Raw genomic sequence first — 25,741 nt, 5'->3', positions numbered from 1 at the left:
TCTTCACACCTACATCCATTTCGCTATCTAGTCACCAGTGGAAACCAACTATCGGAGACATGAGAATGAAGATCGCAATCGCCGGCGCATCCGGCCGGGCCGGCTCGCGCATCACCGCGGAACTCGCCCGCCGCGGCCACATCGTGACCGCCATCGCCCGCAACCCGGAGAAGATCGCTGCGCTGCCGAACGTCACTGCCAAAAAGGGCGATGTGCACGACGAGGCCGGGCTCGCCGCGCTGTGGGCCGGCCATGACGCTGCGATCAGCTCGGTGCATTTCACGGCCAGCGACCCGGCCAGGCTGATCGGCGCGGCCAAGGACTCCGGGGTCGGCCGTTATCTCGTGGTCGGCGGGGCGGGCAGCCTCGAGGTGGCGCCCGGCGTCAGGCTGGTGACGACCCCCAATTTCCCGGCCCAGTACAAGGCCGAGGCCACCAAAGGCGCTGAATATCTCGACCTGCTGCGCCAGGAAAAGGATCTGAACTGGACCTTCCTCTCGCCCTCGGCGCTGTTCGTGGAGGGCGAGCGGACCGGCAAGTTCCGTCTCGGGACCGACCAGCTTCTGACCGGGACGGACGGGAAAAGCTGGATCTCGTTCGAGGATTTCGCAGTTGCACTCGCCGACGAGATCGAGCGCCCGGCCCATATCCGAAAGCGGTTCACGGTCGGTTATTGAGGGGGCAGGGCCACCCCCGGCCGGGCCGGATAAGATTGCCTGTGCAAGGCCTTGGGGGTACCCCGGCATTAACGGTTGCAGATATTGTCTGTCACATGTCGTGGCTATATAAGGCGCCGCGCGGAGGGGAGATGTTCCCTCCGCCTGACAGGGACATGGCTGCCTTTGGAAAAGCTGAAGAACTACCGGCCCACTGAAAAAGAGCCTTTCATGAATGAGCGGCAGCGCGACTATTTCCGCGCCAAGCTCTTGTCCTGGAAGGACGAGATCCTCCGCGAATCGAAGATCACGCTGCAGACGCTCCAGGAAGAGAACGTCAATCATCCTGACCTCGCCGACCGCGCGTCCTCGGAAACCGATCGCGCGATCGAGCTCCGCGCCCGCGATCGTCAGCGCAAGCTGATCTCCAAGATCGACGCGGCGCTCCAGCGCATCGAAGACAACACCTACGGCTATTGCGAAGAGACCGGCGAGCCGATTTCGCTGAAGCGGCTCGAAGCCCGTCCGATCGCAACGCTGTCGGTGGAGGCGCAGGAACGACACGAGAAGCGCGAGAAGGTCTATCGCGACGAATAGTGGTGGTGACCCGCCGCGGATCGATTCCGGCGCGCGCCGGCCGTAGGTTCGCGCGAGCTTGCTTCACCTCCTCCGCAAGCGGGAGCGGGAGCCGAATTCCGGTGCCGTGACAGGTTCGGATCACTCAGCGGATTCCAACCACAAGCGCCGTTCGCTTGCCGCTGCGCTGCGGCGGATGCCGTAGGTCTTCGACCATGTCAGCAATTCGCGGAACGCCGGCAGCAGGCCCCAGGCCGAATCGGTCAGTTGGTATTCGACCTGCAGCGGCTTCTCGGCGAGCACCCGTCGCAACACCAGCCCGTCACGTTCCAGCTCGCGCAACCGCGCCGTCAGCATGTGCTGGGTGATCGGCACGAGCGCGCGGCGCAGCACGCCGAACCGCACGCTGCCCTCGGCCAGCATGCCCAGGATCTCGAGCTTCCACTTTCCGCTCAGCGCGTGGATGGTCCGCCGGAATTCGTTCATCACGGCAGGATCGGGGGCGCAGCCGCCGCGTTCGGCGCCCTCGCAGGCATCGTCGGTATTGTTTTCCATACCAGTCTCGAAATTCATCCTACTTGCCCAATCCCAGATAGGTGACCAGATGCCGCCTGTGCAGGGCGGGTGGCGCGATATCGGCGCCGCCGCCGAACCGTGGAAGGGGCGGCGACATGAGCATGGTTCTGGTCACGGGCGGGTCCGGTTTCATCGGTGTGCATGTCATCCTGCAGCTTCTTGCCGCCGGGCACGAGGTGCGGACCACCGTGCGCAACCTCGACCGCGCCAGGGACGTGGTCGCAATGCTGCGCGAAGGCGGAGCTGATGCGCCCGACAAGGTCGGCTTCCTCGCCGCCGACCTCATGCGTGACGAGGGCTGGCGCGCGGCGGCGGCCGGTTGCGACTACGTGATGCATGTCGCCTCGCCGCTGCTCGCCCATGTGCCCGAGGACGAAAATGAGCTGATCGTGCCGGCGCGCGAGGGAACCTTGCGCGTGTTGCGCGCGGCGCGCGATGCCGGCGCCAGGCGCGTCGTCGTGACATCGTCGTTTGCGGCGATCGGCTACGGTTATCCGCCGCGCACGGCGCCGTTCGACGAGACCAGCTGGACCAACCTCGACGGCCCGGACGTGCTGGCCTATCCGAAGTCCAAGACGCTGGCCGAGCGCGCCGCCTGGGATTTCATCGGGCGCGAAGGCAATGGTCTCGAGCTTGCGGTGGTCAATCCCGTCGCCGTGTTCGGACCGGCACTCGGGCCCGACTTCTCCGAGTCGATCGGCATCATCAGGATGCTGCTCGAGGGCGCGATGCCCGCGGTGCCGCGGATCAATCTTGCGCTCGTCGACGTGCGCGACGTCGCCGACCTGCATCTGCGCGCGATGACGTCGCCCGAGGCCAGGGGGGAGCGCTTCCTGGCGGTCGCCGGCGAGACGATGTCGGTCCTTCAGATCGCCCGTGTGCTGCGTGCCAGGCTCGGAGCCAAGGCGCGGCGGGTCCCGCGGTTCCAGGCCCCGGACTGGATGCTGCGGCTCGCTGCCCGCCGCAATCCGATGGTTCGCGCGGCGCTGCCGTTGCTCGGCAAGGTCAGGCAATCGACCAGCGCCAAGGCACGCACGCTGCTCGGCTGGAGCCCGCGCGGCAACGAGGAGCTGCTGGTTGCGACCGCCGAGAGCCTGATCCGGCTCGGCCTCGTCAAGGCGTGAGGAGTGTCGTGCTGCGATGCGCTTGCCAGACCCATCCCTGAGTGCTGAATTGCGGACAGCAAACAGAACGACAGGGAGGCTGCGCCGATGGAAAGGATCCTCGGGGCCGCTAAGGCGATCGCCACCGCCCGCCGCAACCGCGCACCGCTGAAGGCGCTGCCGAAGGACATCGTGCCGCGCGATGAAGCCGAAGGCTACCAGGTGCAGCGCGCGCTGCACGATCTGCTGCAGCCCCAGCTCGGCAGTCTCGTCGGCTACAAGATCGGCTGCACCAGCGCGGTGATGCAGCAATATCTCGACATCGCGCACCCCTGTGGCGGCGGCGTGTTCGAGAAGGTGGTGCACGAGAGCGGTGTGAGCCTGCCTGCGGCCGACTATGTCAATGTCGGCGTCGAGTGCGAGATCGCGGTTCGCCTCGCGCGCAATCTCGCCGCCAGCGAAGCTCCATTCACCGCCGAATGGGTCGCGGAGGCGATCGAGGCATATCATCCGGCGATGGAGATCGTCGACGACCGTTATGTCAAATGGGAGACGCTGGGCGCACCGACGCTGGTTGCCGACGACTTCTTCGCCGCCGGCTGCGTGCTCGGCCCGGCCGTGCCGCGCATCATCGCGCCCGATCTGCTCGGCGTGACCGGCCGCGCTGTCATCAACGGCAAGGAGGAGGGGCGCGGCACCGGCGCCGACGTGCTCGGCCATCCCCACAATGCGCTGGCCTGGCTCGCCAATCATCTCGCCGCCGAGGGCAGGGACTTGCATGCGGGGCAGATCGTGCTCACGGGCAGCCTGGTCAAGACGTTGTGGCTGAAGGCTGGCGACGTGGTCGTGCTGGAGCTGGACGGACTCGGCAAGGTCGAGGCGACGTTTACGTAACCTGCAGCCGGGACCCATACGCCGCGGCGAAGGTTGTGAACGGCACTCGTCGTTCCGGCGGCACGCAACAATCGGCATTCGTGGTTACGGGTCCCGGCCTTCGCCGGGACGACAGCGAACCTGTGGCCGCCTTCACTACTTCATCACACGATCAATTCGACCTTGCCGTGGCCGAGGCGGTAGATGCCGCCGACGACCTTGAGCTTGCCCTGATCGACTGCGGCATTGAGGATCGGCGTCGCCGATTTGAGCTTGGTGATGTTGTCGATCACGTTTTGCCTGATGGCGTTGGCGAGCCGGTCGCCTGGCTTGCCTTCGGTTGCCTTCACGGCCGGCGCGATGGCGCTGACCAGCTCAGGCAGATGGCCGGGCAGGGTGCTGTTGTCCTTCAGCGACTTGATGGTGGCATCCACCGCGCCGCAACTGTCGTGGCCGAGCACCATGAACAGCGGCACGTTGAGCGCGTTCACCGCATATTCCAGGCTTGCAACCATCTCGTCGCTGGCGAAATTGCCGGCAACGCGGCAGACGAACAGATCGCCACGACCGCAGTCGAAGGCATATTCGGGTGCGATCCGCGAATCCGCGCACCCCAGGATCCCTGCGAACGGATTTTGTCCGCCGGCGAGCGCCTCTCGCTCGTGCCTGAAATCATGCCGCCGCGAAACGCCTTCGACATAGCGGGCATTGCCCTTCACCAGCCGGTCCAGCGCCGCATCCGGCGACAGCACGTTCTGCGGCTTTGGCGGCCGCTTGGTCTCCTTGGCGAACGCCTGCGGTCCGAGCGCAAGACCGGCGGCCGCGCCGCATGCTGCGGCGAGGAAGCTGCGCCGGGATGGTTGCCTGGGAGCGGTGGCGTCGCAGAGTTGGCACATCGGGGAATCTCCGTGAGCTGGGGGCAAGGGATTTTGGCGATGATCCGGTGCAATTCAAGCGCGCCTTAAGTGTCATCTCCCGCGCATGCGGGTGATCGGTATTCCAGAGACGTGTGGGCTTGAGCCGAGAGGCCGCGGCGTACTGGGTCGCCCGGCCAAGCCGGGCGACGACGACGGTGGATGAGGATGCAGTCTCGCTTTCCCGCGACACGATTTGTCCGAGTTTTGCCTGTCGTTCCGCCCTCTCGATCAGAGGGCGCAGGGAAAGCCGGGTGCCGATCGCACCCATGGGCCCCGTGCAATGTAGAAAGCACGGGGGTAGGACCACAGGTGTAACCGGAAACAGCCCGGCTTTCCCTGCGCGATGGGTTACGGCTTATACGTGCTCGCCCCGGTGAGACTGGGCTTTTTTGTCACCGCTTTCGCGAAGATGCTTTCGCACGCTTCACGAGAGGACACCTGCCACCAGGGCGTCAGGTCTGCACGATTTCGCCGTCCGCCGCATGCGCTCTCGTCAGTCACGCACGCGGCGTCCACCGCATCCCACCACAACGTTCGTGACGATCGCGAAGCGCCCCTCGAGCGGGTGAGACGGAAACTCTATACACTGGTTTGTCATTACGATAAACCGAAATATTTTGGTCTCGACGACTTGACAGGTTTCGACTGATTTGCCCGTCGGGCAGCGAACGCAAACGCATAACGGCCTGGTTATGGAGAACTGCCGCAGCCGGCTTGGCGCAACTGCTGGAGCAGGGCGGCCGTTCGCTTCGCTGAGCGACTCATTTCCCTGCTTGACTCATCTATAGCCGTGCGGTTATGGATATATCCATAGCCAACGGGTTATGCATCCCAATGACCGATACCCACGATATGCTCTTCCGGACGCTGGCCGATCCGACCCGGCGGGCCATCTTCGAACGGCTGTGCCGGGAAGGGGAGCAGACGGTTGGAGCACTGACGTCCCGCGCGGGTATTTCACAACCGGCGGTCTCGAAGCATCTCGGCGTGCTGAAGCAGGCCGGGCTGGTGCGCGATCGCCATCAGGGTCGCCAGACCCATTACAGCGCCCAGCTCGGCGCGCTGGCACCTCTTATCGACTGGACCAGCCAGATGGCGGGCTTCTGGCAGAACCGGTTCGACCACCTCGAAGACCTCCTCAAACGAATGGACCAATGAGCATGCCAGTCACTGAAACGCGTTCCGTCGTCGTCGAGCGCGACATTGCCCACCCGCCGGAAAAGCTCTGGCGCGCGCTCACCCAACCGCATCTGATCGAGGAGTGGCTGATGAAGAACGACTTCAAGCCCGTGGTCGGGCACAGTTTCAACCTGCGTGGCGATTGGGGCGGCGTGCTGGATTGCAAGGTGCTGGCCGTCGAGCCGAACAAGACGCTGTCCTACACCTGGAATTTTGCCAACCCCGACCCAGCCTTCAATATCGAGAGCGTCGTGACCTTCACGCTGACGCCGACGGCGACCGGCACGCATCTGCGCGTCGAGCAGTCGGGCTTCCAGCCGCACCACAAGCAGGCCTATGGCGGCGCCCACGCCGGATGGAAGCAGTTCCTGGAGAAGCTCGATCAGATCCTGGCGCGGCCGGAGTAAGGCCGTCTGCAACGCCCCAACCCCGTCATTGCGAGCGAAGCCAAGCAATCCATCGCGCGGCAAAATGCTGATACATGGATTGCTTCAGCGCAAGATTGCTTCGCGATCTGGTGCCGAGTTCCTCGCAATGACGGAAATCTGTCTCTTCCCACGCTCCAACAGGAGGTCTCATTGAATAGCTGGATCCGTCAGTTCCACCGCTGGGTATCAATCGCCTTTACCGTGGCCGTCATGATCAACCTCGTCGCGATGTTCGCGCAGCAACAGGCGCTGTGGATCGGTTTGCTGGCGCTGTTCCCGCTGATCCTGCTCCTGCTCACCGGCCTTTATCTGTTCGCGTTGCCATATCTGGCGCCGCGGCGGATACCCCAGGGCTCGACCCCGGCATCGCAAATGTGATTGCATGCACCTGACACAAGGACGCGAGGCAGTAATGACACCTTCGGAACGCATCGACCAGATGATCGCCGGTATCCCGGACTGGCGCGGCAAGACCTTCGCCAGCCTGCGCAAGACCATCCTCGCTGCCGATCCCGGGATCACGGAGGAATGGAAGTGGATGGGCAGCCCGGTGTGGTATCGCGACGGCGTCATCATCGCCGTCGCCAATGCCCACAAGGGCAAGGTGAAGCTGACCTTCATGTACGGGGCGAGCCTGCCGGATCCCGACAAGCTCTTCAACGACGGGCTGGGAGGCAACGCACGGCGCGCGATCGATTTCTTCGAAGACGACAAGATCAACGCCCCTGCGCTGAAAACCCTGATCCGCGCCGCGATCGCGTTCAACCAGGCCAAGGCGAAGAAACCGGCAAAGAAGGCGGCCGCGCCGGCTGACACCACCGCGAAACGGAAGAAGGGGTGATGGGCGCGCTCGGATTGCCTTGCTGATCAGGTGCCGGCCGGCCGTACCCGGCGCGTGTCGTGCCGATCGATCGTCATGCCCGCTTTGCTCGCCGGAGCAGACGTGAGAGCGCCGGCCTCCAAGCTCGGCTATGAGCCAGTTCCGGACTCTTGCGGTGGAGCAAGGAGGATTGCACGAAGCCGCGATGATGCCGGCGATAACTCGCGCTCGACGGGCTAGTCGGGCACTTGTTCGGCGCCGGTTAGCGTCGAAGAGCCGCCATAACCTGCGGAAGCAATTTCGCTGCTACGATGGCGTGAGCCTTGGCACTGGGATGACTGCCGTTAAAATACGGTGGCCATGTCTGAAAGACGATCACCTTGATGCCGCGGGCTTTCAGGCGGCGTGACATTTCCGCGATGTTGCGTTCCATATCGAGCTTACTGCCGCCCAGGCGCATTTCGTTCCACATCGGGTCGATGATCGCAACCTTGGTGCCGGAATCAGCCACGGAGTCGAGGCTCCCCAGCATCTGGCCAGCCGTGATGCCAGGCACGCCGGCATTCTTGACCGTCACACTGAGCCCGCGTGCGCGCAGGAGCTCCTCCAGTTGAGCAGGATATGCCTCCGATGTCATGACGCCGCCCTTGGTATATCCCGTACCGGCGGTGTTGCTTGCGCCGATGGCGACGACCTGTGCGTGGATGAGATTCGCAGCGTCGAGAACCACGAGTGGCAACCCAAGCAGAGCGAAAAGAAGAAGTCGATGCAATAGACTCATTGACCATCCTCCCTTTTTTGGCGCGGCCCGTGCCGCGCGAACGGTCACGACGGGCCATTACCGGACTTGCGGCATTGCCAAGAAACCCGTGCTGGTCCACAGCAGACATGCAGACTAGTGTTGGCTCTCGGCCAGAAGCGGTCGGATTGCTTATTCGGGGAGCCCGGCCCTCCGCAAGCCTTCGGCAAGCTTGGCGAGATCTTCAGCGCGGAGAGGGAGCACCTCGGTCAGATTCGAGATACGTAAGGCGGGGTCGAGCTCACGCAAATGCGCCATCGCTTGTTGCGCTTCAATCATGTGCCCGCTTAGTGCATTGCTGGCTGCCAGAATCCGATTGGCAGCCGGATAGTTCGGCTGCTCGTGCAACGCGCTGTTTGCCCATGCCGTCGCGTCCACGTAGCGACCCGCCTGAAAATGCGCAAACGCGGTTCCAACATGCATGTTGTAGAGGATGGGATCGAGCGGGCTCAGGCGCATTGCCCGTGCATGGTGCTCGATGGACAAGTCCAACTCGCCTCGATAGGCCCTCACCCAGCCGCTAAGGTTCCACGCTGCCGCCAAATTCGGATTTAACGCCAGCGCCCTGTCAATGAAAGCTGCACCGCTATCAAGATCACGGACAAACCAGGCCAGTGCGTGGCCTCCTCTGGACAGCGCGACGGGGTCATCCTTACCCACCTCTACAGCCCGCCTGGCAAGGCGGGCGCCTTCGGCAGTTTCTTGCGCGCGATTGATCACCCATCCATTGAGCTTCCTCCAGATATAACACCATGCGGCCATCCCATAGGCTGAGCCAAACTCCGGATCCAGCTCAACTGCCTTGTAAAACAGGCGTAGCGCCTCGTCGTTCGCAACTCGGGTCCATTGATTGACGCTTGCCATTCCGCGCAAAAAATAGTCGTACGCATCAAGACTCTCGGTCGGTTTGCGTTTTGCACGCTCAATCTCGGCCTGCTCCAGCTTTGGTGCTATTTCGCCAACGACGCGTGCCGCAACTTGATCCTGCAGATCGAAGATGTCCTGTAGTCCACCGTCGAAACGCTCCGCCCATAGATGCGCCCCCGTTGAAGTATCGATGAGCTGCGCAGTTATGCGGATACGGTCCGCGGCCTTGCGCACGCTCCCCTCGAGGACATAGCGCACTCCCAGATCCCGGCTTACCTGCTTGACGTCGACGGCTCGGCCCTTGTAGACGAACGATGAATTGCGCGCGATCACAAAGAGCTGGCGAAATCGCGACAACGCCGTGATGATGTCTTCGACTATTCCGTCAGCAAAATATTCCTGTTCAGGATCTCCGCTCATATTCTGGAACGGAAGGACCGCAATCGACGGCTTGTCGGGAAGTGACAAGTTGAGGGCAGTCGAGCTCGCGGGCCCGGCCAATGTCGTCGCCTTCGCAATCGCGCTCCCAAACAGAAGCGAGTAAACGCGTATCGGATCAGCGATGTTCTTCAGCCTGGTCTCACCAAGATCGCTGATTGCAACATCGAGCCGCGATTTCACCTGCCGGTAGGCGTCCTCCGAAAGACATATCGCTCCAGGTTGGGCAATCCCTTCCAATCGTGCCGCTATATTGACGCCGTCGCCCATGAGGTCGCCATCGCTCTCCTCGACCACGTCGCCGAGATGAACGCCGATACGAAACTCGATCCGCCGCTCCTGCGGCAAGCCGGTGTTACGCTCGATCATCGAGTTCTGGACCTCGATGGCGCAACGAACGGCATCGACCACGCTTCGAAATTCGACGATGGCTCCATCGCCCGTCCGCTTCACCACGCGTCCCTTGTGAATCGCGATTGTCGGATCGATCAGGTCGCTTCGAAGTGCGCGCAGCCTTGCCAGGGTGCGGTCCTCGTCCGCTCCGGCGAGCCGACTGAAACCAACGACGTCGGCCACAAGTATTGCGGCGAGCTTTCTGGCTTCGTCCATGCCGTGCCTCACTCTGAAGGCGGAAACAGCAGCCGAGCCAAGATAGCACAGTTCGCGGAGCTCCGGAAAATTCCAAATCGGGGAATTGCACACCTAAACCGGTCGAGAATTAGCGTGCTTTTCTCCCGAGGCTCCTCCCAACCCCTGAGTGTCAGCGACGAGCGCGAGAGCGCGGTCTTCCGCGTAAATGAACCATCTATCGACTTCTCGATCTAGGAGTGTCAGCTGCTCGTGCAGAGCCGGACGACGATGTTTCGACAATGTGTCGATCAGGTTCTCGATCATCGCCCTCAATCTTCGCACGATCTGCATGTTCTGTGCGCCGCAATGACGTAATTCCGTCAATGCCAAGTGAACAAAGTCCTCCCAGTTCGGTGTTCTACAAATGACCCGCAATTCGCCTGTCGGGCCGAATAGTTCATCCGTGCGCAAGTTTCGATTTCCAGCGCTGCGAAGAAGCCGGGCAAGCTGGTCGATTGCAATCACTGCCGTTGTCGGATCATTGATGGCGGGCGACAGCGCCTTGAGGGCAATATCAATCACGATGCGAAATGCGAAAGTCGGATCCTGCTCGAGCGTCCGTTCGGGTCCGAACGCGAGAGTTGATCGCAACTCCGCTTCGTCGAGTGATGTGGCGCCATCGTACAACCTGAAGAGTGGTTCGCTGGTCCCGACAAAATCGCCGACCTGAGGTGCCAGTTCGATGATGCCGTGCGACTTTTCGGCCAGGACGATGAGATCTTTGAGATTGACTGCCAGAATGATCTCAGACTTACCCAGGTGTTGAACGATGCGACCTGGCGAACCGGGATCTTTAACCAATCTGGTCGCCTCACTCGCCTCACGGGTCGGATGAGGGTAGACGTTCCGCATGACCGCAAGGCCTGCTTCTCCCACGCGTCCGATGATGCTGATCGGCCGAAGGAGTCTTGAAGCATAGTCAATGAGAAAGAGGAATGCGGCGAAACAGGTCAAACCAAGGCAGGCGGCAAGAAATTCCACTAACTGAAATGCGGTCGTTTGAATTCTGTTGAGCGCGCTAATGGCAAACAACAATGTAAAAATGAAAAGACCGGTGGTGCACCTGACGACATTGTCGCGCACCAATATCGTGGCGATGATGCGTGGCGTCATCTGGCCGCTTGCGATCTGAAGAGCAACAAGCAGGGATCCAAACGTAAAAACGACAAAGCTCAGTGTCGCACTTATTATCGCATTCAACATCCCTTGGGCACCCGAGACGCCGAGGTCCAGGAGTGTCCAACCGAGCCAGCTATCGAGTCGATGGAGTACTCGGGTTGCCACCAGCTCGATCGGGATGGCAATGAACGGAATTAGCCATAGCGACGATTTCAGATAATCCCTGAGATGAAACAGGTTCTTCCAGCCCATATGTTCCGCTCGTAACAGAATTCAGTCACTAGCCCATCAATATGGAATTTGCTCTAGACGATTGCCTGAGATGCGCCGTGACAGTCGCGACGCGGACGATCAACGTACTGGCAGTGCATGCCTGAGCTGGCGCTGGATCGAGAGTGACGCCTGCAAGGCCGAAAAGAACGCCGGCTGCATCCCTGCAACTGTCACGGCGCTTCCGCCGACCCATGATCCTCTTCCTCACGCTCACGAGCCGAAAGATGACGGGAGCCGCCGCCTGAGGCGGGACTCAACGTATCGTGATCACGACAGGATGGATGAGCTTGACTTAGATCAATGGCGTGTCCGCCCCCGGTGCTGACCCATGTGACCCAAGTCCGCTCGGGGTCGATCGCGACAGCTTGGCCGGGTCTCATCAGGGTCCGGTCTACACCTCAAAGCGGACAAGTTCGGGTCGGGTGCATTGGTCGGCTGCAGGCCACAAGCGGTCATTCAGGCCAGCCGAGAGCGAATTAGCTTGCCTTGCTTTGAGTCCTTTTGCACTCTCGGGCAAGGAGGCCGATGCATGAAGAAAATGACCGTCGCGTGCGCTCTCGGAGCAGCCCTGGTGCTGTGTAACCTCGGGACGTCTGGTGCTGAAGCCCGGGCGCGGAGGGCACAGGTCGTCCATGAACCGAGGAGGGTTGTTATCGCGGTGCCTTCCGTAACGCCAACTCCGTGGGATTATTACATTGTTCCACGATATCGTTATCGCCCTGAAGACGACCGGGTCGATCCATATGGACCGCCCCTGGTGTCGTCGTGGCAACTCTATGAGGGGTGGCGGTGGCCATACTGGTGGTGAACAGCGATCACGCCAAACAGATCGCATTCTCGGGGGAAGCGGATTCTTTCCAATCGGCTTGATGTTCGCGATCACAGATCGATGACGACGTCGCCGGCCGGCCGTGAGCAGCAGATGAGAAGATTGCCGTCGGCGGGCATGTCGAGCGGCGTCGGTCCGTAGGCGATTGCGCCTGAAATCAAGCCGCTTTCGCAGCTGTGGCAAACGCCGCTCCGGCACGCCCAACGGACCGGCACGTCGCATGCCTCGGCGAGTTCCAGAATGCTCTGATAGGCTGACGCGTCCCAGTGCGCGGCGACGCCACTTCGCGCGAACGATACCAGGGGACCGGCGCCGGCATCCTCGGCGAGGGGATGAGGCGCCCGTATCACGGCGCCGACGACGCCGGGCGTCCGCGACTCGCCGCCGTTGAAGAGTTCCAGGTGAACCCGTTCCGGCGCCACGCCGTAGGCGGCAAGCGCTTGCTTCATGTCAGCCATGAAGCGGGTCGGTCCGCAAAGATAGACGTCCGCTTCGCGCGGCATGCCCACCTCGTCGAACACCGATCGGGACAGATGACCGCTGGCGTCGAAATCCTCACCGATCCTGTCGCTCATGCCTGGCCTGCTGTAGCACACATGGCTGCGGCCGCGGCTGAGCCCGCGCATGAGACGGCGCACTTCGGCGGCAAACGGATGATGCCGACTGTCGCGCGCCGCGTGCAGCCACAGGATGCGGGACGTCGCGCCAGCCTCGGCCAGCGCATGCAGCATCGCGAGGACCGGTGTCGCTCCGATCCCGGCGCTCATCAGCACGACGGGCCGATCCCCGGATTGCAGGAAGAAGTTGCCGCGCGGCGAGCTGACGTCGATGATGTCGCCGACCTGGACGTGGTGGTGCAGGTAGGCTCCCGCAGCTCCGTCGAGCTCGAGCTTCACACTGATCCGACGCTGCTCCGACGAAACGGGACCGGAGAGCGAGTAGCTGCGAAACAGCGGCGAGGCAGCGGCGGGCGGTCGAAGGCGAAGCACGACGTACTGGCCGGGCCGCGCCGCCGGCAGCGGCCGCCCGTCCGGATCCCGCATCGTCAGGGAGACGACGTCCGCGGACTCCCGGTCGATCGCCGTGATCGCGAGTGGACGGAATCCCGGCGCGACCGGATGCGCCGCCGCCGCCGGCGCAAGGCCGGCATTGCCGCCGGCTGCGCCGGTGACCTGGCTTTGCAGTATTGCCTCGAATGACCGGCGCCATCCGGCGGACAGCGCTTCGATCCGCAACGCGCGCTCCAGTCGATCGCGTGGATGATCGGGCGAATAGAGCAGCGCGTTGATCTCGGCAACGGTCATCCGCTCGCTCGCCTCTTCTTCCTTGACGATGTCGTCGCCGGCGCCGACGTCGCCCTCCCTGAGCACGCGAAAGTAGAATCCGGGCCGTCCGCTTGACGTCAGCAATGCCGGCATGCGCGGCTCGTTCACGCGGATGCCGACGCGATAACAGGTCACGCGCGGCTGGGTGACCTCGAACAGTGCGCTGCCGATCCGGTAACGGTCACCGATGCACACGGCATCGTCGGGCAACCCTTCGATCGTGAAGTTCTCGCCGAACTGTCCGTGGACAAAGTCGGTCCGGTTCAGTTGATCCTGCCAGTGGCGGTAGGATTCGATCTGGTAGACGAAGACGGCGCGCTGCTCGCCGCCGTGGCCGGCGAGGTCGCCCTGGCCGTCACCGGCCAGATTCAACCGGCCGACCCGGCAGCGGCCGGGCACCGGGGTCTTCCATATCCCGGTGCGGACGGTGCGACCCTTCCAGTCGATGTCGCGAGGAAGTCCGACATTCACCGACAGCAGCCGCGCCATGGCTCGCTCCGCTTCCGTCTCGCGGCCGGTTATCGGCCGCAGGGTGCGTCCTCACTCGCGGACGATCTCGGCGACGTCGAGGTTGCGATCGGGTCCGTGCGGCACCACCGACTGGCCCGGTTCGAGATGGAGCCGGGTGCCGTCGAGATGAACCGCGACGATCTCGGGTTCGAACGAGACCAGGTTGGAGATCCGGCGCACCTCGGGATAGGCCTCTGGATACGACCACGCCGCCTGGCGCGCTTCGCCGATGGAGTAATAGCTGCAGAGCCCCTTGTAGGGGCAAAAGGTCTGAAGCTTCACGGGCGTCAATGCCGATACGTCGATGTCGTCGCGCGGAACGTACCAGCGCGGCGCGAAGCCCGACTCGTAGAGCACCAGCGGCCGCCTGGTGTCGGCGATGACCCGGTCAGCATGGCGGACCACGAGGTTGCGGGAGGCCTGGCGAATGTCGATGCGGTGGTAGGGGTCGGCGGCATGGCCCACGATCCGCTCGTCTTCTTCATAGAAGGCGTCCATCGTGCGCCAGGCAAACGCGACGCGCGCCTGCAATTCGCCGGCGTAGGCGGGCAGGCCGGTATGCTGCCACGCCCCGCGCGCCGCCACGTGCTGCTCGCTCGACCGTACGCCATACCAGGAAGTCGGTCCGAGATCGGGATGCCGGGTGGTATGGTCGCTGCGTTCCAGCACATGGGGAGCGACATCGGTTTCCGGGAAATAGGCGACCGGATAACGGCCCGGCTCGAACAGCAGGACGACGTTTTCGCTGTCGGCGATCCAGTTTCCTCCGAACTGCACGCGCATCCGCCTGCGTAGCCGCTCGACGTAGAGCAGTCTCCCGGGCAACGGTTCGGGCACAAGGAAGCGGCCGATCGCACCCGATGAAAGCGGACCTTGTTGCCAGGACAATCCCATGACGCTTCCCCAATCGGTTTTGACGATCGGCGCCGGCGGGTGTCCGCCGGCCGCGGATCCGGCCGTGAATTTTCCCGGCAAGGATGGCGACTTTCGGGCTCCCGCGCGCCCTGCATCTTGGTACGTCCGACCGCACACCTTGGTATGGGCTGCCGGGTCCGATGCGGACGACGCAACACACGACGTTTCCTGAAGCTTGCCGCGCGCAGCCGTGCGCGATCCGCGGGCGTGCGGCTTGCGCGCGACGGCTCGCGCGGTCCCGGCCGTCACGCCATGGTATGAACGATCACGGGACCTGCCACCGCGCTGGCCTGGCCGACCAGGAGCGGACCGAGATTGTCGTCGATCCAGGTCAGCGCGCGGCGATTGGCCTCCTCGGCGCCGGCGAAGTTGTTGAAGACGCTGATCGCGGTCACCGTGTCGTCGCCGGCATAGACCACGTAATAGGCCATGAAGCCCTCGACGTCGCTGATGATCGGGATCGCGCCTTCCTTGATCCGGCGTGCGAGTTCTTCGGCGGTGCCAGCTTTCGCCCTGGCCTGACGGATGGCGGCGTACATGAGGTCCTCCCTTCCGGCTTGCGATCGGATGCGCCTGGCGCATGCGCGATGGTACGCCTGGAGGCGGGGAGACGCCATCCGGATCAGTGAGAGTTCAGGTGAGGCGCGTCACGATCTGCTTTGCGGCGCGGCGGCTGTGCGGCGTCTGCGGCAATCTGGTGAGGTCGCCGCGCGGCGGCGGGGATGTCGGGCCGGGCGCGGTCGGCAGCTCCTGCTGCTGCAGGAACAGCGTGGCCTCGAAGCGGATGCCGGGCGCCTCCTTGGCTGCTCCCCAGCACACCGCGGTGGTGCCGTTGAACCGGCCGGTCAGCCGCGCCTCGACCTCGTCGCAACCGAACACGGTTGTGCTCGAGCTCTCGGCGAAGCGGCGCGTCGTCAAAGTCGCGGTGAAATTGTTGTCGTCGACCTCGTAGGTGCCGCCATAGGCGAACATCGTGTCGCCGCCTGAGATCTTGCCGTCTGCGAGACGGACAATTCCGGTACCTTCGCCGCGCGGCGTCCGGAACCACGCCGCATACTGACCGTCCCTGAGCATGGCCATCAACTGGAAAACCCTGCGTTGCCGCCTTGCTACGGTGCAATCGCGCCGACCGCCACTGCGCGTTGCGGCGACGGTTAACGAGTCGAGAAGGCGATCGTGGAATCTGCGCGCGGAGGTATCGGGCGCAGTTCGCGCAGCTTCCGCCACGTCAGAAAATGACACGGCCCTCGCCAGGGGAGCTAGCGAGGGCCGTGCCGGTACACCGCGCCGCGCCTAGGTTCGCGACGAGATGTGGGAGCTCGTGAAGACTCTTCAGTCGGGCATGATCCAGTTCCGAAAACCGGTTCCCGCTGTCTTAGAACGGTAGCAGGACGTCCATCACCTGTTGGCCGTAGCGCGGCTGTTGCACGTCGGTGATCTGGCCGCGGCCGCCATAGGCGATGCGGGCCTGTGCGATCTTCGACGAATCGATGGTGTTGTCGCTCTGGATGTCCTCCGGGCGCACGATGCCGGCGACGACGAGTTCGCGGATTTCGTAGTTGACCCGGATCTCCTGCTTGCCTTCGACCACGAGGTTGCCGTTCGGCAGCACCTGGGTGACGACGGCGGCGACGTTGGTCTGCAGGGCTTCCTGGCGGTTCACCGAACCCTTGCCGTCGCTGTTGGACGTCGAATCGGTGGTGAGCAGGCGGCCGGGCAGGATCTTGTTGGCCTGCGTGATGGTCTGCGATCCCAGGAAGTTGGTGACGCCGGAATCTTCGGTGCTGGTGCGGCTGCGTTGCGTCTCGTTGGCGATCGCGGCCTTGTCGGTGATGTTCACCGTGACGGTCAGGATGTCGCCCACGCGTGCGGCGCGCTGGTCCTTGAAGAAGGCGCGGGAGCCGCTTCGCCACAGCGAGTTCGGGCTGTAGGAGGCGACCTCGGGCTTCGGCATCGGCATCTGCACCGGCTTGTAGCCGGGAGCTGTGGTCGGATTGTCGATCGCGGTCAGCTTCGGCTGCTCGCCGATCTGGGAGAGACGGTCGATCGATGAGCAACCGCTGGCGATGGTTCCGAGCACGAGCAGGGAGCTGGTCAACAGGAGACGGTTGATACGAAACGGGGACATGAACTTACTCGGCGTTTGGAGCAACTGAACTGAGCTTGATCGGAGCGGAGCCAGGCGCGGTGGTCGCGTCGGCGACCGGCGCCGGGCGCGGGGTGGCGACTGCGATCGCAACCTGTCCGCGGCCGATCACGGTGCCGGAGATGACGCGCTGGGACTGCAGATTCATCACGCTGACGACGTCGCCTTCGGCGCCGCCATCCATCGCCTTGCCGCGGATCGTCAGATACAGACCGCCGTTCTGGTAGATCAGCGTGACGTTCTGGTCGCGGGTGACCAGATCGGGCTTGGCGAGATCGGTGACGCGCAGCGCGCGGCCGGCGCCGATCTGACGGCGGGCCTGCATGCCGATCACGCTGTCGCGCACTGCGGCGTCGTTTCCGACCTCGGCCTTCGGGCGGCGTTCGACCACCACGTCGGACGCCTTCAGCACGTCGCCGCGCTCGAGCGTGCGGGTCAGGATCGCAGCCTCGATGGTCTCGATTGCAGTGCCGGTGAAGCGCAGCTTGAGCGGCGCGGCGCCGGTGTCGTTGCCGATCTCGAAGGTGACGTCGAAGCGGGCGGTGCGCGGCTCGTAGCGTGCCGCGACGGGCTGCAACGCGCCGCTGTTGGTGGATTCCAACCTGATATCGCCGGGATCGCGGTCGAAGGTCAGGCTGACGTTGGCGGCATCGCCGAGGCCGTGGCGGTGATCGAGCGCGCGCGCGACCTGCTGCTCGATCTCCTTGGCGTCGATGGTGCGCGCCGGCCGCGTCACGGTGATTTCCTTGAGATCGCGGGTGTCGACGCCGATCACCTGACGGGCGCGCAGGATGTTGAGTACCTGCGCGACCGGCAGCGTTCCGGTGGTGCCGAGATCGGGCGCACGGTAGATCGCGATGCTGGCCGAGCTGCCGGCATTCTCGACGAGGTCGCCGACCCGCACGATGTCGTCGGACACCGTGACGTTGCCGCGCAGTGCCGGCGGCGCGATGGTCTCGCTCGCGCCGGCACCGGCGCTTTGCGCGACCGATGGCGCCACGGTGACCGCCAGAGCGGTCGCGGAGACCATCAGCAGGGCGGCGGCGGTCAGGAGAGGGCGGGCGATCATCGACATCATCCTCAGCGGAACAGTTGGGACGTGGTCTGCATCATCTGGTCGGCGGCGGAGATCACCTTGGAGTTCATCTCGTAGGCACGCTGGGCTGCGATCAGATTGGAGATTTCGCTGACGACCTCGACATTGGCCTGCTCGAGATTGCCCTGCTGCATGTCGCCATAGCCGTCGGTCGAGGCGATGCCGTCCTGCGGCTGGCCGGACGCCGGCGTATCCTGGAACAGATTGTCGCCGATCGGGTTGAGGCCGGCCTCGTTGATGAAGCGCGTCAGGCCGATCTGGCCGATCGTCGTGGAGGCGGTCTGGCCCGGCAGCGTCACCGAGACCTGGCCCTGGGTGTTGATGGTGATTCCGGAGGCGTTCTGCGGGATCGTGATCGTCGGCTGCACCGGGTTGCCCTGCGCGTTGACGATGCGGCCCTGGTTGTCCATCTGGAACGAACCGTCGCGGGTGTAGGTGAAGGTGCCGTCCGGCATCAGGATCTTGAAGAAGCCGTCGCCGCGGATCGCGACGTCGAGCGTGTTGCCCGTGGGCGATAGCGTGCCCTGCGTCATCATCCGCGGCGTGCCGACGGTCTTGACGCCGCCGCCGAGGTCGATGCCGACAGGCAGGATGGTGTTCTGCTGCGAGGCCTGCGCGCCGACCCGGCGCACATGGTCGTAGATCAGGTCCTGAAACGCGGCGCGTTGCTTCTTGTAGCCGGTGGTCTGCAGGTTCGCGATGTTGTTGGAGATGACCTGGACGTTGAGCTCCTGGGCCGCCATCCCGGTCGCCGCGGTATAAAGTGCGCGCATGGGTCAGTTCCCCCGTCAGGTCGGCACGTCGGCGAGCTTCTCGATCGCCGATTTGTGCAGGTCGCTCTGCTGCTGCAGCAGCGTCGCGATTTGGGCGTAGGTCCGCGAGATCTCGATCATGCGGCTCATCTCGGTGACCGAATTGACGTTGGACTTCTCGATGAAGCCCTGCCGCACCGTCGACTCGGTATCGGCGATCGGCGCGTTGCCCTCGCCTGGTGAATAGAGGTTGGAGCCTTCCTTCAGCAGGCTCTGGGCCTGCGCGAACGAGACGAGGCGCAGCTTGCCGCGGATCGAGTCGGTCCTCGAGGTGCCTTCCTGCACCGAGATCTCGCCGTCCGCGGCGATGCTGACGTCGTGGTCGGTCTGCTGGAACACGATCGGGCCGGAATTGCCGAGCACCTGGTAGCCCTCGGCGGTGACGAGCTGGCCCTGGTTGTTGATCTGCAGGCTGCCGTCGCGGGTGTAGCGCTCGCCGGCGGGCGTCTGCACAGCCAGGAAGCCACCGCCGTCGATCTCGACGTCGAGCGGGTTCTTGGTTTCTTCGGTCGGGCCCTGCGAGAAGTCGTGATAGGTGGCGCGGTCCTGGACGAACGAGACGCGGCGGTCGCGGGGCGCGAAATTGTCCTCATGCGCGCTCGACGACAGATATTCCTCGAACAGCGAACGGTCGGCCTTGAAACCGTTGGTGTTCATGTTGGCGATGTTGTTGGCGACGACGTCGATCTGCCGTTCCAGCACCATCTGCTTCGATAGTCCGATCAGAAGCGCATTCTGCATCGGTGGTTCTCCCCTGTGAGGTGACCCGATTGCGAGAGGCTCTCCCAAGCCTTCGACCGGATCGGCGTTGACCTCCGGGTTCTCCCAAACCCTCGAGGTCACGCCATCCTCTCAGCGAAAGCCGTGCCAACTTGGAATATTGTGCTGTGTGAATGGGTTAGACGGATTTCCGGATGTGGAGCAGGGCGGCAGAAAGGTCTTGTTGACCATGTTTGCCCGGCAGTTTTTTCCTAGTTGAACGGTAATCCTAAGGTTCCGTTAACCATTGTCACTCCAGAGTTGCCGCCATTGGGGCGCGTATGCTCCGGCGGCATTTGTATCGCGTCTTCAAGCCAAGGCTGGTGGCAATCGCGTTCGCATCCCTCTCAAGGTGAAGCGGGCGGACGATGGCTGACGAGGACAAGACGGAAGGCGCTGAAGGCGCAGCAGCCGCGCCTGCGAAGAAGGGCAAGCTCAAGCTGATCCTCGCCGCGGCAGGCTTCCTCGTCGTGGTCGGCGCCGGTGCCGGATGGTTCTTCTTCATGCGTGGCCATGGCGACGAGCAGCACGCCGAGGCCGCGCCGCCGCCGAAGCCGCCGTCCTTCGTCGACATCCCCGACATGCTGGTCAACCTGGTCGGCGCCCCCGGCGAACGCGTGCAATACCTGAAACTGAAGCTCGTGCTCGAGGTCAAGGAAGAGAAGCAGGCCGAGGCCATCAAGCCGTCGCTGCCGCGCGTCACCGACCTGTTCCAGACCTATATGCGCGAGCTGCGCCCGAGCGACCTCAACGGCTCGGCTGGCCTGTTCCGCCTCAAGGAGGAGCTGACCAAGCGGGTCAATCTCGCGGTCGCGCCCAACCAGGTGAGCGCAGTGCTGTTCAAGGAAGTCGTGATCCAGTGACGGGGCAGGGATAAGCCATGGCCGGCAACGACCAGATGGACCAGGACGCCATTGCGGCGCAATGGGAAGCCTCGCTCGATTCCGAGGACCCCGCGACCGCCGCATCGGAAGCCGCCAAGAACGAGCTCACCGAGAGCATGGCGCTGCAATGGGCGGCCATGGTCGAGGACGGCAGCCGCGACTTCGGCACCAAGAGCACCAATGGCGAGCGCGTGCTGTCGCAGGAGGAGATCGACAATCTCCTCGGCTTCACCGTCGGCGACGTCAACCTCGACGATCATTCCGGCATCCGCGCCATCATCGATTCCGCGATGGTGTCCTACGAGCGCCTTCCGATGCTCGAAATCGTGTTCGACCGCCTGGTGCGGTTGATGACGACGAGCCTGCGCAACTTCACCTCCGACAACGTCGAGGTCTCGCTCGACCGCATCACCTCGGTGCGCTTCGGCGACTACATGAACTCGATCCCGCTGCCGGCGGTGCTCTCGGTGTTCAAGGCGGAGGAATGGGAGAATTTCGGCCTCGCCACCGTCGATTCCAGCCTGATCTATTCGATGATCGACGTGCTGCTCGGCGGCCGCCGCGGCCAGACCCAGCTGCGCATCGAGGGCCGGCCCTACACCACGATCGAGACCAATCTGGTGAAGCGGCTGGTCGAGGTCGTGCTGGCGGATGCCGAGCAGGCGTTCCGCCCGCTGTCGCCGGTGACCTTCACGATCGATCGGCTGGAGACCAATCCGCGCTTTGCCGCGATCAGTCGTCCGGCCAATGCCGCGATCCTGGTGCGCCTGCGCATCGACATGGAAGACCGCGGCGGCAATGTCGAGCTGCTGCTGCCCTACGCCACCATCGAGCCGATCCGCAACGTGCTGTTGCAGATGTTCATGGGCGAAAAGTTCGGCCGCGACCCGATCTGGGAAGGCCATTTCGCCACCGAGGTGGCGCAGGCCGAGATCTCGGTCGACGCCGTGCTCTACGAGGCCGACATCCCGCTGAAGCAGCTGATGCGGCTGAAGGTCGGCGACACGCTGCCGCTGGATATCGGAGCCAATTCGCTGGTCTCCGTGCGCTGCGGCAATGTCACCCTGACCGAGGGGCGGATGGGCCGGGTCGGCGACCGCGTCGCGATCCGCGTCACCAAGAATTTGCGCAAACCACAAACCACCTTCGCGATGTTCGAGAAGGCGGACGAGCAGACCAAGATGATGGAGGCTCCATGAGTCATTTGCTGGGCATGGCAATCGAGAGTCTGGTTGCGGTGCTTCTGATGCTGACGATCGGCTATTGCTGGCTGCTCAACAAGCGGCTGCAGCGGCTGAAGGCGGACGAGCACTCGCTGAAGGCTGTCATCGCCGAGCTGATCACCGCGACCGAGATCGCCGAACGCGCGATCGGCGGGCTCAAGCACACCGTGCGCGACGTCAACGAGAATCTCGGCAATCAGATCGACGCGGCAGCCGCGATGTCGATGCAGCTGAAGGGCCAGCTCGCCGAAGGCGATAACGTGGTGCGCCGCCTGTCCAAGATCGCGCTGGCGGCGCGGCCGGCTGAACCTGCGCCGGCGCCCACGCCCGCTCCTGCACCGGCGCCGCGGGTCTCGGGCGCGCGTGCGGTCGCCGCGGCCGCCGAAGCCTTCACCGAGCGCCGGAGGGCCAGCGGCCTCGCTGCATGAAGTCGTTCCGTGACATCAGGGTGATGCCGGTTGTGCTGGTCGCGATCTTCGGCCTGATGGTGCTGAAGATCGCCGGCCTCGTGCTCGATGGCGGCTATGTGTTCGACTACGATTCGCCGTCGGCCGGCCGCTCATGGGCCCAGGACAATATCAACTTTCCCGGCGCCCGCAGGGTTGCCGCCGACACCACGGTGAAGGCCGATTCCTCCGACATCACGGGATCGGTGGAAGCCGAAAAGAAGGATGAGAAGACCGAGGCGCCGAAGCCCGCACCGCCCGCAGCCGCCGTGCCCAAGCCCGACGGCGTCGTGGTCAACATGGATCAGACCGCGCCGGTGTCGGCGTCCGAGCGCGCGATCCTGGAGCGGCTGCAGGCGCGCCGCCAGGAGATCGAGCAGCGGGCGCGCGAGGTCGATATCCGTGAAAGCCTCCTGAAGGCCGCCGAGAAGCGCATCGAGGCCAAGGTCGAGGAAGCCAAGGCCAATGATGCCCAGGCGAACGCCGCCGCGGCCGAGAAGGCCAAGGCCGACGCCGCCCGCTTCAAGGGCATCGTCACGATGTACGAGAACATGAAGCCGAAGGACGCCGCCAAGGTGTTCGACCGCCTCGACATGAGCGTGCTCTACGAGATCGCCTCGCAGATCCAGCCGCGCAAGATGTCCGATATCCTCGGCCTGATGCAGCCCGAAGCCGCCGAGCGCCTTACCGTCGAGCTAGCCCGCCGCGCCGGCGGCAACACCTCACCATCAGACGATCTCCCCAAGATCGAAGGCAAGATGCTGACGCCGAAGGGGTGACGGGCCAGCCCACCGCAAACGCAGACACCGGCATCCCTCCAACGCGGTTTCCGCGATGTCCTGTCGCATCAGGACGCCCGCCACTTGCGCTCGGCCTCGTCCCAGGCCGCGAGCGGCTGCAGATCGGGCACCCAGGCAAGACCGGTCTTGCCGTCGGACGAAATCGCCTCCGGCGTCACGACCATGTCGAGGAGCGCAGGGCGGTTGGCCAGCGCGCGCTGGATCGCGGGTCCGAGTTGCTCTTCGGTTTCGACCCGCTCGGCGTGCATGCCGAAGGAGCGGGCCATGCCCGCATAGTCGGCGACTTGCAGTCGGGTGCCGACCACCTTGCCATGGGTGACGGTCTGGTCATGCACTTCGATCTGCCAGGCTCCGTTGTTGGCAACGACGATCAGGACCGGGGCCTTGTGCCGTACGGCCGTGTCGACCTCGATGGCATTGAAGCCGAAGGCGCCGTCGCCGGTCGCCACCACGACCGGCTTGTCCGGGAATGCGAGGCTGGCCGCAATGCCGTAAGGCACGCCGATGCCGATGCAGCCGAAAGGGCCCGGGTCGAGCATCAAGGGCGCATTGAGCCCGACACGCGCGAAAGCGAGGAAGTCGCCGCCGTCGGTGATGACGACGGAGTCGTTGCCGATGGCCTTCTGGATTTCGGAGAGGACCTTGTTCGGATGCAGCTTGCCGTCGGAGCCGTTTGGCGCGGCGGCCATGCTCGCCTGCAGCTTCTTCGCGCGCTCCTCGTGGCCGGCGTGCAGTTTCGCAGCCCATTGCCGGTCGACCTCGGAAGCGCGATTGCCGGCATGTTCGACCATGGCGCGGAGTGTCTCGGCGGGCGACGCCAGGATCTCGACGGCGCCGCGACGGTTGTCGCGCATTTCGGACGGTGTATCGCTGATCCGGACGAATTTGGCGGACTGGAACACGGCCGGAGAGCCGTAGGCGAGCTGGAAGTCGAGCCGGCGTCCGACGGTGAGGACCACGTCGGCGTCACCCATGACGGCGCCGCGCATCGCGCCGACCACGGATGGGTGGCTGTCCGGCACCAGCCCGCGGCTCTCGCCGGTGTCGAGATAGACGGCTCCGAGACGATCGAGCAGCGAGACGAGCTCCGGGCCGGCGCCACGGGCGCCGCGTCCCGAAATCACCAGCACGCGCTTCGCCGACCAGAGCACATCGACCGCGCGGGCAATTTGCGCCGGGTCGGGAAGGGTGACGGTACGCGGCTTGGCCGACAGATGCTCTTCGAGCTGCAGCGCCTTCGGCACGATGCCGCGCAGCGTGTCGGTCGGAAAATCGATATAGGACGGACCCGGCTCGCCACCTTCGCCGAAGGCGCGCGAGATCGCCTCGTCGAGTTCCTGAAGCACCAGCGACGGTTCGCGCACCGTGCGGGCATAGCGGGTGATCGATCGGACCAGCTGCGTGTGGTCCATGTCCTGCAGGCCGCCACGGTTTTCCTGCGGCCGCGGATTACCCCCTGAAATGACCAGGACCGTCGCGCGCGAAACATGTGCATTGGCGATGCCCGTGATCGCGTTGGTCATGCCCGGGCCTGCCGTCACCAGCGCGACACCCAGCTCGCCGGTCAACTCCGAATGCGCCTGTGCCATGTGAACGGCGGCGCGCTCGTCGCGAACGTCGATGATGCGGATGCCCTCCGCGTCAAGCCGCATCCAGATCGGCATGATGTGGCCGCCGCAGAGTGCGAAGACGCGCGTGACGCCGCGGCGTTTCAGAAGGCGGGCAATCAGGTCGGCGGCACTGTCGGGAAGGGCTTTCATCGGGGAACTCCGGTGCTGTTAGAGTTGCATGGATCAGATCTGCGCGAGCCAGGCGACGAGAAGCGAGACGGTCAGAACGGCGAAGACATGGGAAGCCAGGATCGAGCCCGAGGTGACGCCGGCCTCGAGCCCATAAAGCTTGGCGATGGTGAAAGGTCCCGATCCGATCGGCAGCGCGCTCAGGATCACCGCAGAGTGCGACCACAGTGGCGGCATCGAGAAAACGCGGAAAGCCAGGAATGCGGTCACTGCAGGCTGCAGGACGAGCTTCATCGAAACGAGCAGGGCGATGGAGCCGATGTCATTGGTGACGACCCGCTCTTGCGCCAGGAAGAGTCCGATGCAGACAAGCGCGGCAGGGGACGCGGCTCCGCCGAGGATGGACGTAAAGCTCGCGAACGGGGCAGGCACGGTCAGGCCGCTCAGCCCAACGGCGAGGCCGGCGACCGGCGCGATGAGGAGTGGGCTGGTAAAGATGGCGCGCGTGACCCTGGCGCTGGTGGACCAGAAGCCGTCCGCTTTCTGCAAATCGATTTCGATCACGACGATCGCAAACAGGAAGAGGACGCAGGCCGTGAACAGCGTGGCGATGATAGAGGCGGGGGCGCTTTCCGGTCCAAACACCAGCAGGCACATCGGGATGCCCATGAAGCCGACATTGCTGTAGCCGGCATCCAGCCCCTCGACACTCGCGTTGGCCACGCGCCGGCCTCGCAGGCGGCTCACCACGAAAGCGACGGCGAAGGTGACGGCAAAACCGCCGCAGAACGCCGCTGCGAAGCCGAACTGCTGAACCTGGTCCGGCCGGATCCTGGACATCGCCGTGAACATCAGCGATGGCAGCGCCAGGTAGATCGCAAATCGATTGAGATTGTCGGTTGCCGTCTTGTCGAACACGCCGAAGAATCCGCAGATGAACCCTGTCAGGATCAACGCGAAGACCGGCAATGCGGAGTTGAGGACAGCCTGCATGATACGTCGG

The 25,741-nt window shown here is 64.0% G+C and carries 27 protein-coding genes; 12 read left to right on the top strand and 15 right to left on the bottom strand.

Annotation, left to right across the window (positions count from 1 at the left end; translation table 11 throughout):
* Positions 1 to 65 precede the first annotated feature (65 nt).
* Together JQ586_RS29265 and dksA are read left to right on the top strand one after the other, a co-directional pair.
* Positions 66 to 677 (top strand): NAD(P)-dependent oxidoreductase, encoded by a 612-nt coding sequence (locus tag JQ586_RS29265; RefSeq protein WP_212398094.1) that lies wholly within the window; start codon positions 66 to 68, stop codon positions 675 to 677.
* Between the two features lie 210 nt (positions 678 to 887).
* The gene (gene dksA, locus JQ586_RS29260; protein ID WP_212398093.1) at positions 888 to 1,253 is read left to right on the top strand and encodes an RNA polymerase-binding protein DksA; all 366 of its coding nucleotides are present in this window, start codon (positions 888 to 890) and stop codon (positions 1,251 to 1,253) included.
* Positions 1,254 to 1,373: 120 nt separating this feature from the next.
* Here the strand turns inward: dksA and JQ586_RS29255 are convergent, their stop codons facing one another.
* Positions 1,374 to 1,787: a winged helix-turn-helix transcriptional regulator gene (locus JQ586_RS29255; protein ID WP_249148290.1), complete on the bottom strand. Its 414-nt coding sequence runs from the start codon at positions 1,785 to 1,787 to the stop codon at positions 1,374 to 1,376.
* Positions 1,788 to 1,903: 116 nt separating this feature from the next.
* Between JQ586_RS29255 and JQ586_RS29250 the strand changes: the two genes are divergently transcribed.
* Both JQ586_RS29250 and JQ586_RS29245 read left to right on the top strand, forming a co-directional pair.
* Positions 1,904 to 2,932, top strand: a complete 1,029-nt coding sequence (locus JQ586_RS29250; protein WP_212398091.1) for an NAD-dependent epimerase/dehydratase family protein — start codon at positions 1,904 to 1,906, stop codon at positions 2,930 to 2,932.
* An 87-nt stretch (positions 2,933 to 3,019) separates the two neighbouring features.
* Positions 3,020 to 3,805: a 2-keto-4-pentenoate hydratase gene (locus tag JQ586_RS29245; RefSeq protein ID WP_212398090.1), complete on the top strand. Its 786-nt coding sequence runs from the start codon at positions 3,020 to 3,022 to the stop codon at positions 3,803 to 3,805.
* A gap of 143 nt (positions 3,806 to 3,948) precedes the next feature.
* On the opposite strand, the gene JQ586_RS29240 is transcribed toward JQ586_RS29245, so the two are convergent.
* Positions 3,949 to 4,680, bottom strand: a complete 732-nt coding sequence (locus tag JQ586_RS29240) for a carbonic anhydrase (RefSeq protein ID WP_212398089.1) — start codon at positions 4,678 to 4,680, stop codon at positions 3,949 to 3,951.
* A gap of 855 nt (positions 4,681 to 5,535) precedes the next feature.
* Between JQ586_RS29240 and JQ586_RS29235 the strand changes: the two genes are divergently transcribed.
* From JQ586_RS29235 to JQ586_RS29220, 4 genes are all read left to right on the top strand, one after another.
* The gene (locus tag JQ586_RS29235) at positions 5,536 to 5,859 is read left to right on the top strand and encodes a helix-turn-helix transcriptional regulator (protein WP_212398088.1); all 324 of its coding nucleotides are present in this window, start codon (positions 5,536 to 5,538) and stop codon (positions 5,857 to 5,859) included.
* A complete protein-coding gene (locus JQ586_RS29230; RefSeq protein WP_212398087.1) occupies positions 5,856 to 6,287 on the top strand; it encodes an SRPBCC domain-containing protein in 432 nt (143 codons plus the stop codon). The genes JQ586_RS29235 and JQ586_RS29230 overlap by 4 nt, the downstream gene beginning before the upstream one ends.
* Before the next feature lie 171 nt (positions 6,288 to 6,458).
* Positions 6,459 to 6,686 (top strand): hypothetical protein, encoded by a 228-nt coding sequence (locus JQ586_RS29225; protein WP_249148289.1) that lies wholly within the window; start codon positions 6,459 to 6,461, stop codon positions 6,684 to 6,686.
* Positions 6,687 to 6,720: 34 nt separating this feature from the next.
* Positions 6,721 to 7,149: a DUF1801 domain-containing protein gene (locus tag JQ586_RS29220; RefSeq protein WP_212398086.1), complete on the top strand. Its 429-nt coding sequence runs from the start codon at positions 6,721 to 6,723 to the stop codon at positions 7,147 to 7,149.
* A gap of 241 nt (positions 7,150 to 7,390) precedes the next feature.
* On the opposite strand, the gene JQ586_RS29215 is transcribed toward JQ586_RS29220, so the two are convergent.
* From JQ586_RS29215 to flgF, 11 genes are all read right to left on the bottom strand, one after another.
* Positions 7,391 to 7,909, bottom strand: a complete 519-nt coding sequence (locus JQ586_RS29215) for a GDSL-type esterase/lipase family protein (RefSeq protein ID WP_212398085.1) — start codon at positions 7,907 to 7,909, stop codon at positions 7,391 to 7,393.
* A 150-nt stretch (positions 7,910 to 8,059) separates the two neighbouring features.
* Positions 8,060 to 9,841, bottom strand: coding sequence for an adenylate/guanylate cyclase domain-containing protein (locus JQ586_RS29210; RefSeq protein WP_212398084.1), 1,782 nt, complete (start codon positions 9,839 to 9,841; stop codon positions 8,060 to 8,062).
* 93 nt (positions 9,842 to 9,934) lie between these two features.
* Positions 9,935 to 11,233 (bottom strand): DUF2254 domain-containing protein, encoded by a 1,299-nt coding sequence (locus JQ586_RS29205; protein ID WP_212398083.1) that lies wholly within the window; start codon positions 11,231 to 11,233, stop codon positions 9,935 to 9,937.
* A gap of 900 nt (positions 11,234 to 12,133) precedes the next feature.
* A complete protein-coding gene (locus JQ586_RS29200; protein WP_212398082.1) occupies positions 12,134 to 13,897 on the bottom strand; it encodes an MOSC and FAD-binding oxidoreductase domain-containing protein in 1,764 nt (587 codons plus the stop codon).
* Between the two features lie 51 nt (positions 13,898 to 13,948).
* Positions 13,949 to 14,812, bottom strand: coding sequence for a DUF427 domain-containing protein (locus tag JQ586_RS29195; protein ID WP_212398081.1), 864 nt, complete (start codon positions 14,810 to 14,812; stop codon positions 13,949 to 13,951).
* A gap of 266 nt (positions 14,813 to 15,078) precedes the next feature.
* Entirely contained in the window at positions 15,079 to 15,372 is a 294-nt protein-coding gene (locus JQ586_RS29190; protein ID WP_212398080.1) for an antibiotic biosynthesis monooxygenase, read from the bottom strand.
* Positions 15,373 to 15,466: 94 nt separating this feature from the next.
* Complete coding sequence (locus JQ586_RS29185; protein WP_249148287.1) at positions 15,467 to 15,913, bottom strand: hypothetical protein; 447 nt, start codon at positions 15,911 to 15,913, stop codon at positions 15,467 to 15,469.
* A 295-nt stretch (positions 15,914 to 16,208) separates the two neighbouring features.
* A complete protein-coding gene (gene flgH, locus JQ586_RS29180) occupies positions 16,209 to 16,961 on the bottom strand; it encodes a flagellar basal body L-ring protein FlgH (RefSeq protein WP_212398079.1) in 753 nt (250 codons plus the stop codon).
* A 4-nt stretch (positions 16,962 to 16,965) separates the two neighbouring features.
* The gene (gene flgA / locus JQ586_RS29175; protein ID WP_212398078.1) at positions 16,966 to 18,057 is read right to left on the bottom strand and encodes a flagellar basal body P-ring formation chaperone FlgA; all 1,092 of its coding nucleotides are present in this window, start codon (positions 18,055 to 18,057) and stop codon (positions 16,966 to 16,968) included.
* 2 nt (positions 18,058 to 18,059) lie between these two features.
* Positions 18,060 to 18,848, bottom strand: a complete 789-nt coding sequence (flgG, locus tag JQ586_RS29170) for a flagellar basal-body rod protein FlgG (protein WP_212398077.1) — start codon at positions 18,846 to 18,848, stop codon at positions 18,060 to 18,062.
* Between the two features lie 15 nt (positions 18,849 to 18,863).
* Positions 18,864 to 19,628 carry a flagellar basal-body rod protein FlgF gene (gene flgF, locus JQ586_RS29165; RefSeq protein WP_212398076.1) on the bottom strand — a complete coding sequence of 255 codons (765 nt, stop codon included), beginning with the start codon at positions 19,626 to 19,628 and terminating at the stop codon, positions 18,864 to 18,866.
* A 386-nt stretch (positions 19,629 to 20,014) separates the two neighbouring features.
* Between flgF and fliL the strand changes: the two genes are divergently transcribed.
* Genes fliL through JQ586_RS29145 form a run of 4 tightly spaced genes read left to right on the top strand, consistent with a single transcriptional unit; the run spans position 20,015 to position 22,978 of the window.
* Positions 20,015 to 20,509, top strand: coding sequence for a flagellar basal body-associated protein FliL (fliL, locus tag JQ586_RS29160; RefSeq protein WP_212398075.1), 495 nt, complete (start codon positions 20,015 to 20,017; stop codon positions 20,507 to 20,509).
* A 17-nt stretch (positions 20,510 to 20,526) separates the two neighbouring features.
* The gene (gene fliM, locus JQ586_RS29155) at positions 20,527 to 21,729 is read left to right on the top strand and encodes a flagellar motor switch protein FliM (RefSeq protein ID WP_212398074.1); all 1,203 of its coding nucleotides are present in this window, start codon (positions 20,527 to 20,529) and stop codon (positions 21,727 to 21,729) included.
* Positions 21,726 to 22,181 carry a DUF6468 domain-containing protein gene (locus JQ586_RS29150; protein WP_212398073.1) on the top strand — a complete coding sequence of 152 codons (456 nt, stop codon included), beginning with the start codon at positions 21,726 to 21,728 and terminating at the stop codon, positions 22,179 to 22,181. Before fliM ends, JQ586_RS29150 begins: the two co-directional genes overlap by 4 nt.
* Positions 22,178 to 22,978, top strand: coding sequence for a MotE family protein (locus JQ586_RS29145; protein ID WP_212398072.1), 801 nt, complete (start codon positions 22,178 to 22,180; stop codon positions 22,976 to 22,978). The genes JQ586_RS29150 and JQ586_RS29145 overlap by 4 nt, the downstream gene beginning before the upstream one ends.
* A 68-nt stretch (positions 22,979 to 23,046) precedes the next feature.
* On the opposite strand, the gene JQ586_RS29140 is transcribed toward JQ586_RS29145, so the two are convergent.
* Both JQ586_RS29140 and JQ586_RS29135 read right to left on the bottom strand, forming a co-directional pair.
* A complete protein-coding gene (locus JQ586_RS29140) occupies positions 23,047 to 24,759 on the bottom strand; it encodes a thiamine pyrophosphate-binding protein (protein WP_212398071.1) in 1,713 nt (570 codons plus the stop codon).
* Between the two features lie 33 nt (positions 24,760 to 24,792).
* Positions 24,793 to 25,731, bottom strand: coding sequence for an AEC family transporter (locus tag JQ586_RS29135; RefSeq protein WP_212398070.1), 939 nt, complete (start codon positions 25,729 to 25,731; stop codon positions 24,793 to 24,795).
* Positions 25,732 to 25,741 lie beyond the last annotated feature (10 nt).

Origin of the sequence: Bradyrhizobium jicamae, assembly GCF_018130215.1 — a bacterium.
Classification (GTDB): Bacteria; Pseudomonadota; Alphaproteobacteria; order Rhizobiales; family Xanthobacteraceae; genus Bradyrhizobium; species Bradyrhizobium jicamae_A.
This window is presented reverse-complemented; position numbering and strand designations above follow the sequence as displayed.

Bases quoted from the DNA above. Each gene is read 5' to 3' on its own strand.
- JQ586_RS29265 (WP_212398094.1), top strand. From the start codon at position 66: ATGAAGATCGCAATCGCCGGCGCATCCGGCCGGGCCGGCTCGCGCATC.
- dksA (WP_212398093.1), top strand. From the start codon at position 888: ATGAATGAGCGGCAGCGCGACTATTTCCGCGCCAAGCTCTTGTCCTGG.
- JQ586_RS29255 (WP_249148290.1), bottom strand. From the start codon at position 1,787: ATGGAAAACAATACCGACGATGCCTGCGAGGGCGCCGAACGCGGCGGC.
- JQ586_RS29250 (WP_212398091.1), top strand. From the start codon at position 1,904: ATGAGCATGGTTCTGGTCACGGGCGGGTCCGGTTTCATCGGTGTGCAT.
- JQ586_RS29245 (WP_212398090.1), top strand. From the start codon at position 3,020: ATGGAAAGGATCCTCGGGGCCGCTAAGGCGATCGCCACCGCCCGCCGC.
- JQ586_RS29240 (WP_212398089.1), bottom strand. From the start codon at position 4,680: ATGTGCCAACTCTGCGACGCCACCGCTCCCAGGCAACCATCCCGGCGC.
- JQ586_RS29235 (WP_212398088.1), top strand. From the start codon at position 5,536: ATGACCGATACCCACGATATGCTCTTCCGGACGCTGGCCGATCCGACC.
- JQ586_RS29230 (WP_212398087.1), top strand. From the start codon at position 5,856: ATGAGCATGCCAGTCACTGAAACGCGTTCCGTCGTCGTCGAGCGCGAC.
- JQ586_RS29220 (WP_212398086.1), top strand. From the start codon at position 6,721: ATGACACCTTCGGAACGCATCGACCAGATGATCGCCGGTATCCCGGAC.
- JQ586_RS29215 (WP_212398085.1), bottom strand. From the start codon at position 7,909: ATGAGTCTATTGCATCGACTTCTTCTTTTCGCTCTGCTTGGGTTGCCA.
- JQ586_RS29210 (WP_212398084.1), bottom strand. From the start codon at position 9,841: ATGGACGAAGCCAGAAAGCTCGCCGCAATACTTGTGGCCGACGTCGTT.
- JQ586_RS29205 (WP_212398083.1), bottom strand. From the start codon at position 11,233: ATGGGCTGGAAGAACCTGTTTCATCTCAGGGATTATCTGAAATCGTCG.
- JQ586_RS29200 (WP_212398082.1), bottom strand. From the start codon at position 13,897: ATGGCGCGGCTGCTGTCGGTGAATGTCGGACTTCCTCGCGACATCGAC.
- JQ586_RS29195 (WP_212398081.1), bottom strand. From the start codon at position 14,812: ATGGGATTGTCCTGGCAACAAGGTCCGCTTTCATCGGGTGCGATCGGC.
- JQ586_RS29190 (WP_212398080.1), bottom strand. From the start codon at position 15,372: ATGTACGCCGCCATCCGTCAGGCCAGGGCGAAAGCTGGCACCGCCGAA.
- JQ586_RS29185 (WP_249148287.1), bottom strand. From the start codon at position 15,913: ATGGCCATGCTCAGGGACGGTCAGTATGCGGCGTGGTTCCGGACGCCG.
- flgH (WP_212398079.1), bottom strand. From the start codon at position 16,961: ATGTCCCCGTTTCGTATCAACCGTCTCCTGTTGACCAGCTCCCTGCTC.
- flgA (WP_212398078.1), bottom strand. From the start codon at position 18,057: ATGATGTCGATGATCGCCCGCCCTCTCCTGACCGCCGCCGCCCTGCTG.
- flgG (WP_212398077.1), bottom strand. From the start codon at position 18,848: ATGCGCGCACTTTATACCGCGGCGACCGGGATGGCGGCCCAGGAGCTC.
- flgF (WP_212398076.1), bottom strand. From the start codon at position 19,628: ATGCAGAATGCGCTTCTGATCGGACTATCGAAGCAGATGGTGCTGGAA.
- fliL (WP_212398075.1), top strand. From the start codon at position 20,015: ATGGCTGACGAGGACAAGACGGAAGGCGCTGAAGGCGCAGCAGCCGCG.
- fliM (WP_212398074.1), top strand. From the start codon at position 20,527: ATGGCCGGCAACGACCAGATGGACCAGGACGCCATTGCGGCGCAATGG.
- JQ586_RS29150 (WP_212398073.1), top strand. From the start codon at position 21,726: ATGAGTCATTTGCTGGGCATGGCAATCGAGAGTCTGGTTGCGGTGCTT.
- JQ586_RS29145 (WP_212398072.1), top strand. From the start codon at position 22,178: ATGAAGTCGTTCCGTGACATCAGGGTGATGCCGGTTGTGCTGGTCGCG.
- JQ586_RS29140 (WP_212398071.1), bottom strand. From the start codon at position 24,759: ATGAAAGCCCTTCCCGACAGTGCCGCCGACCTGATTGCCCGCCTTCTG.
- JQ586_RS29135 (WP_212398070.1), bottom strand. From the start codon at position 25,731: ATGCAGGCTGTCCTCAACTCCGCATTGCCGGTCTTCGCGTTGATCCTG.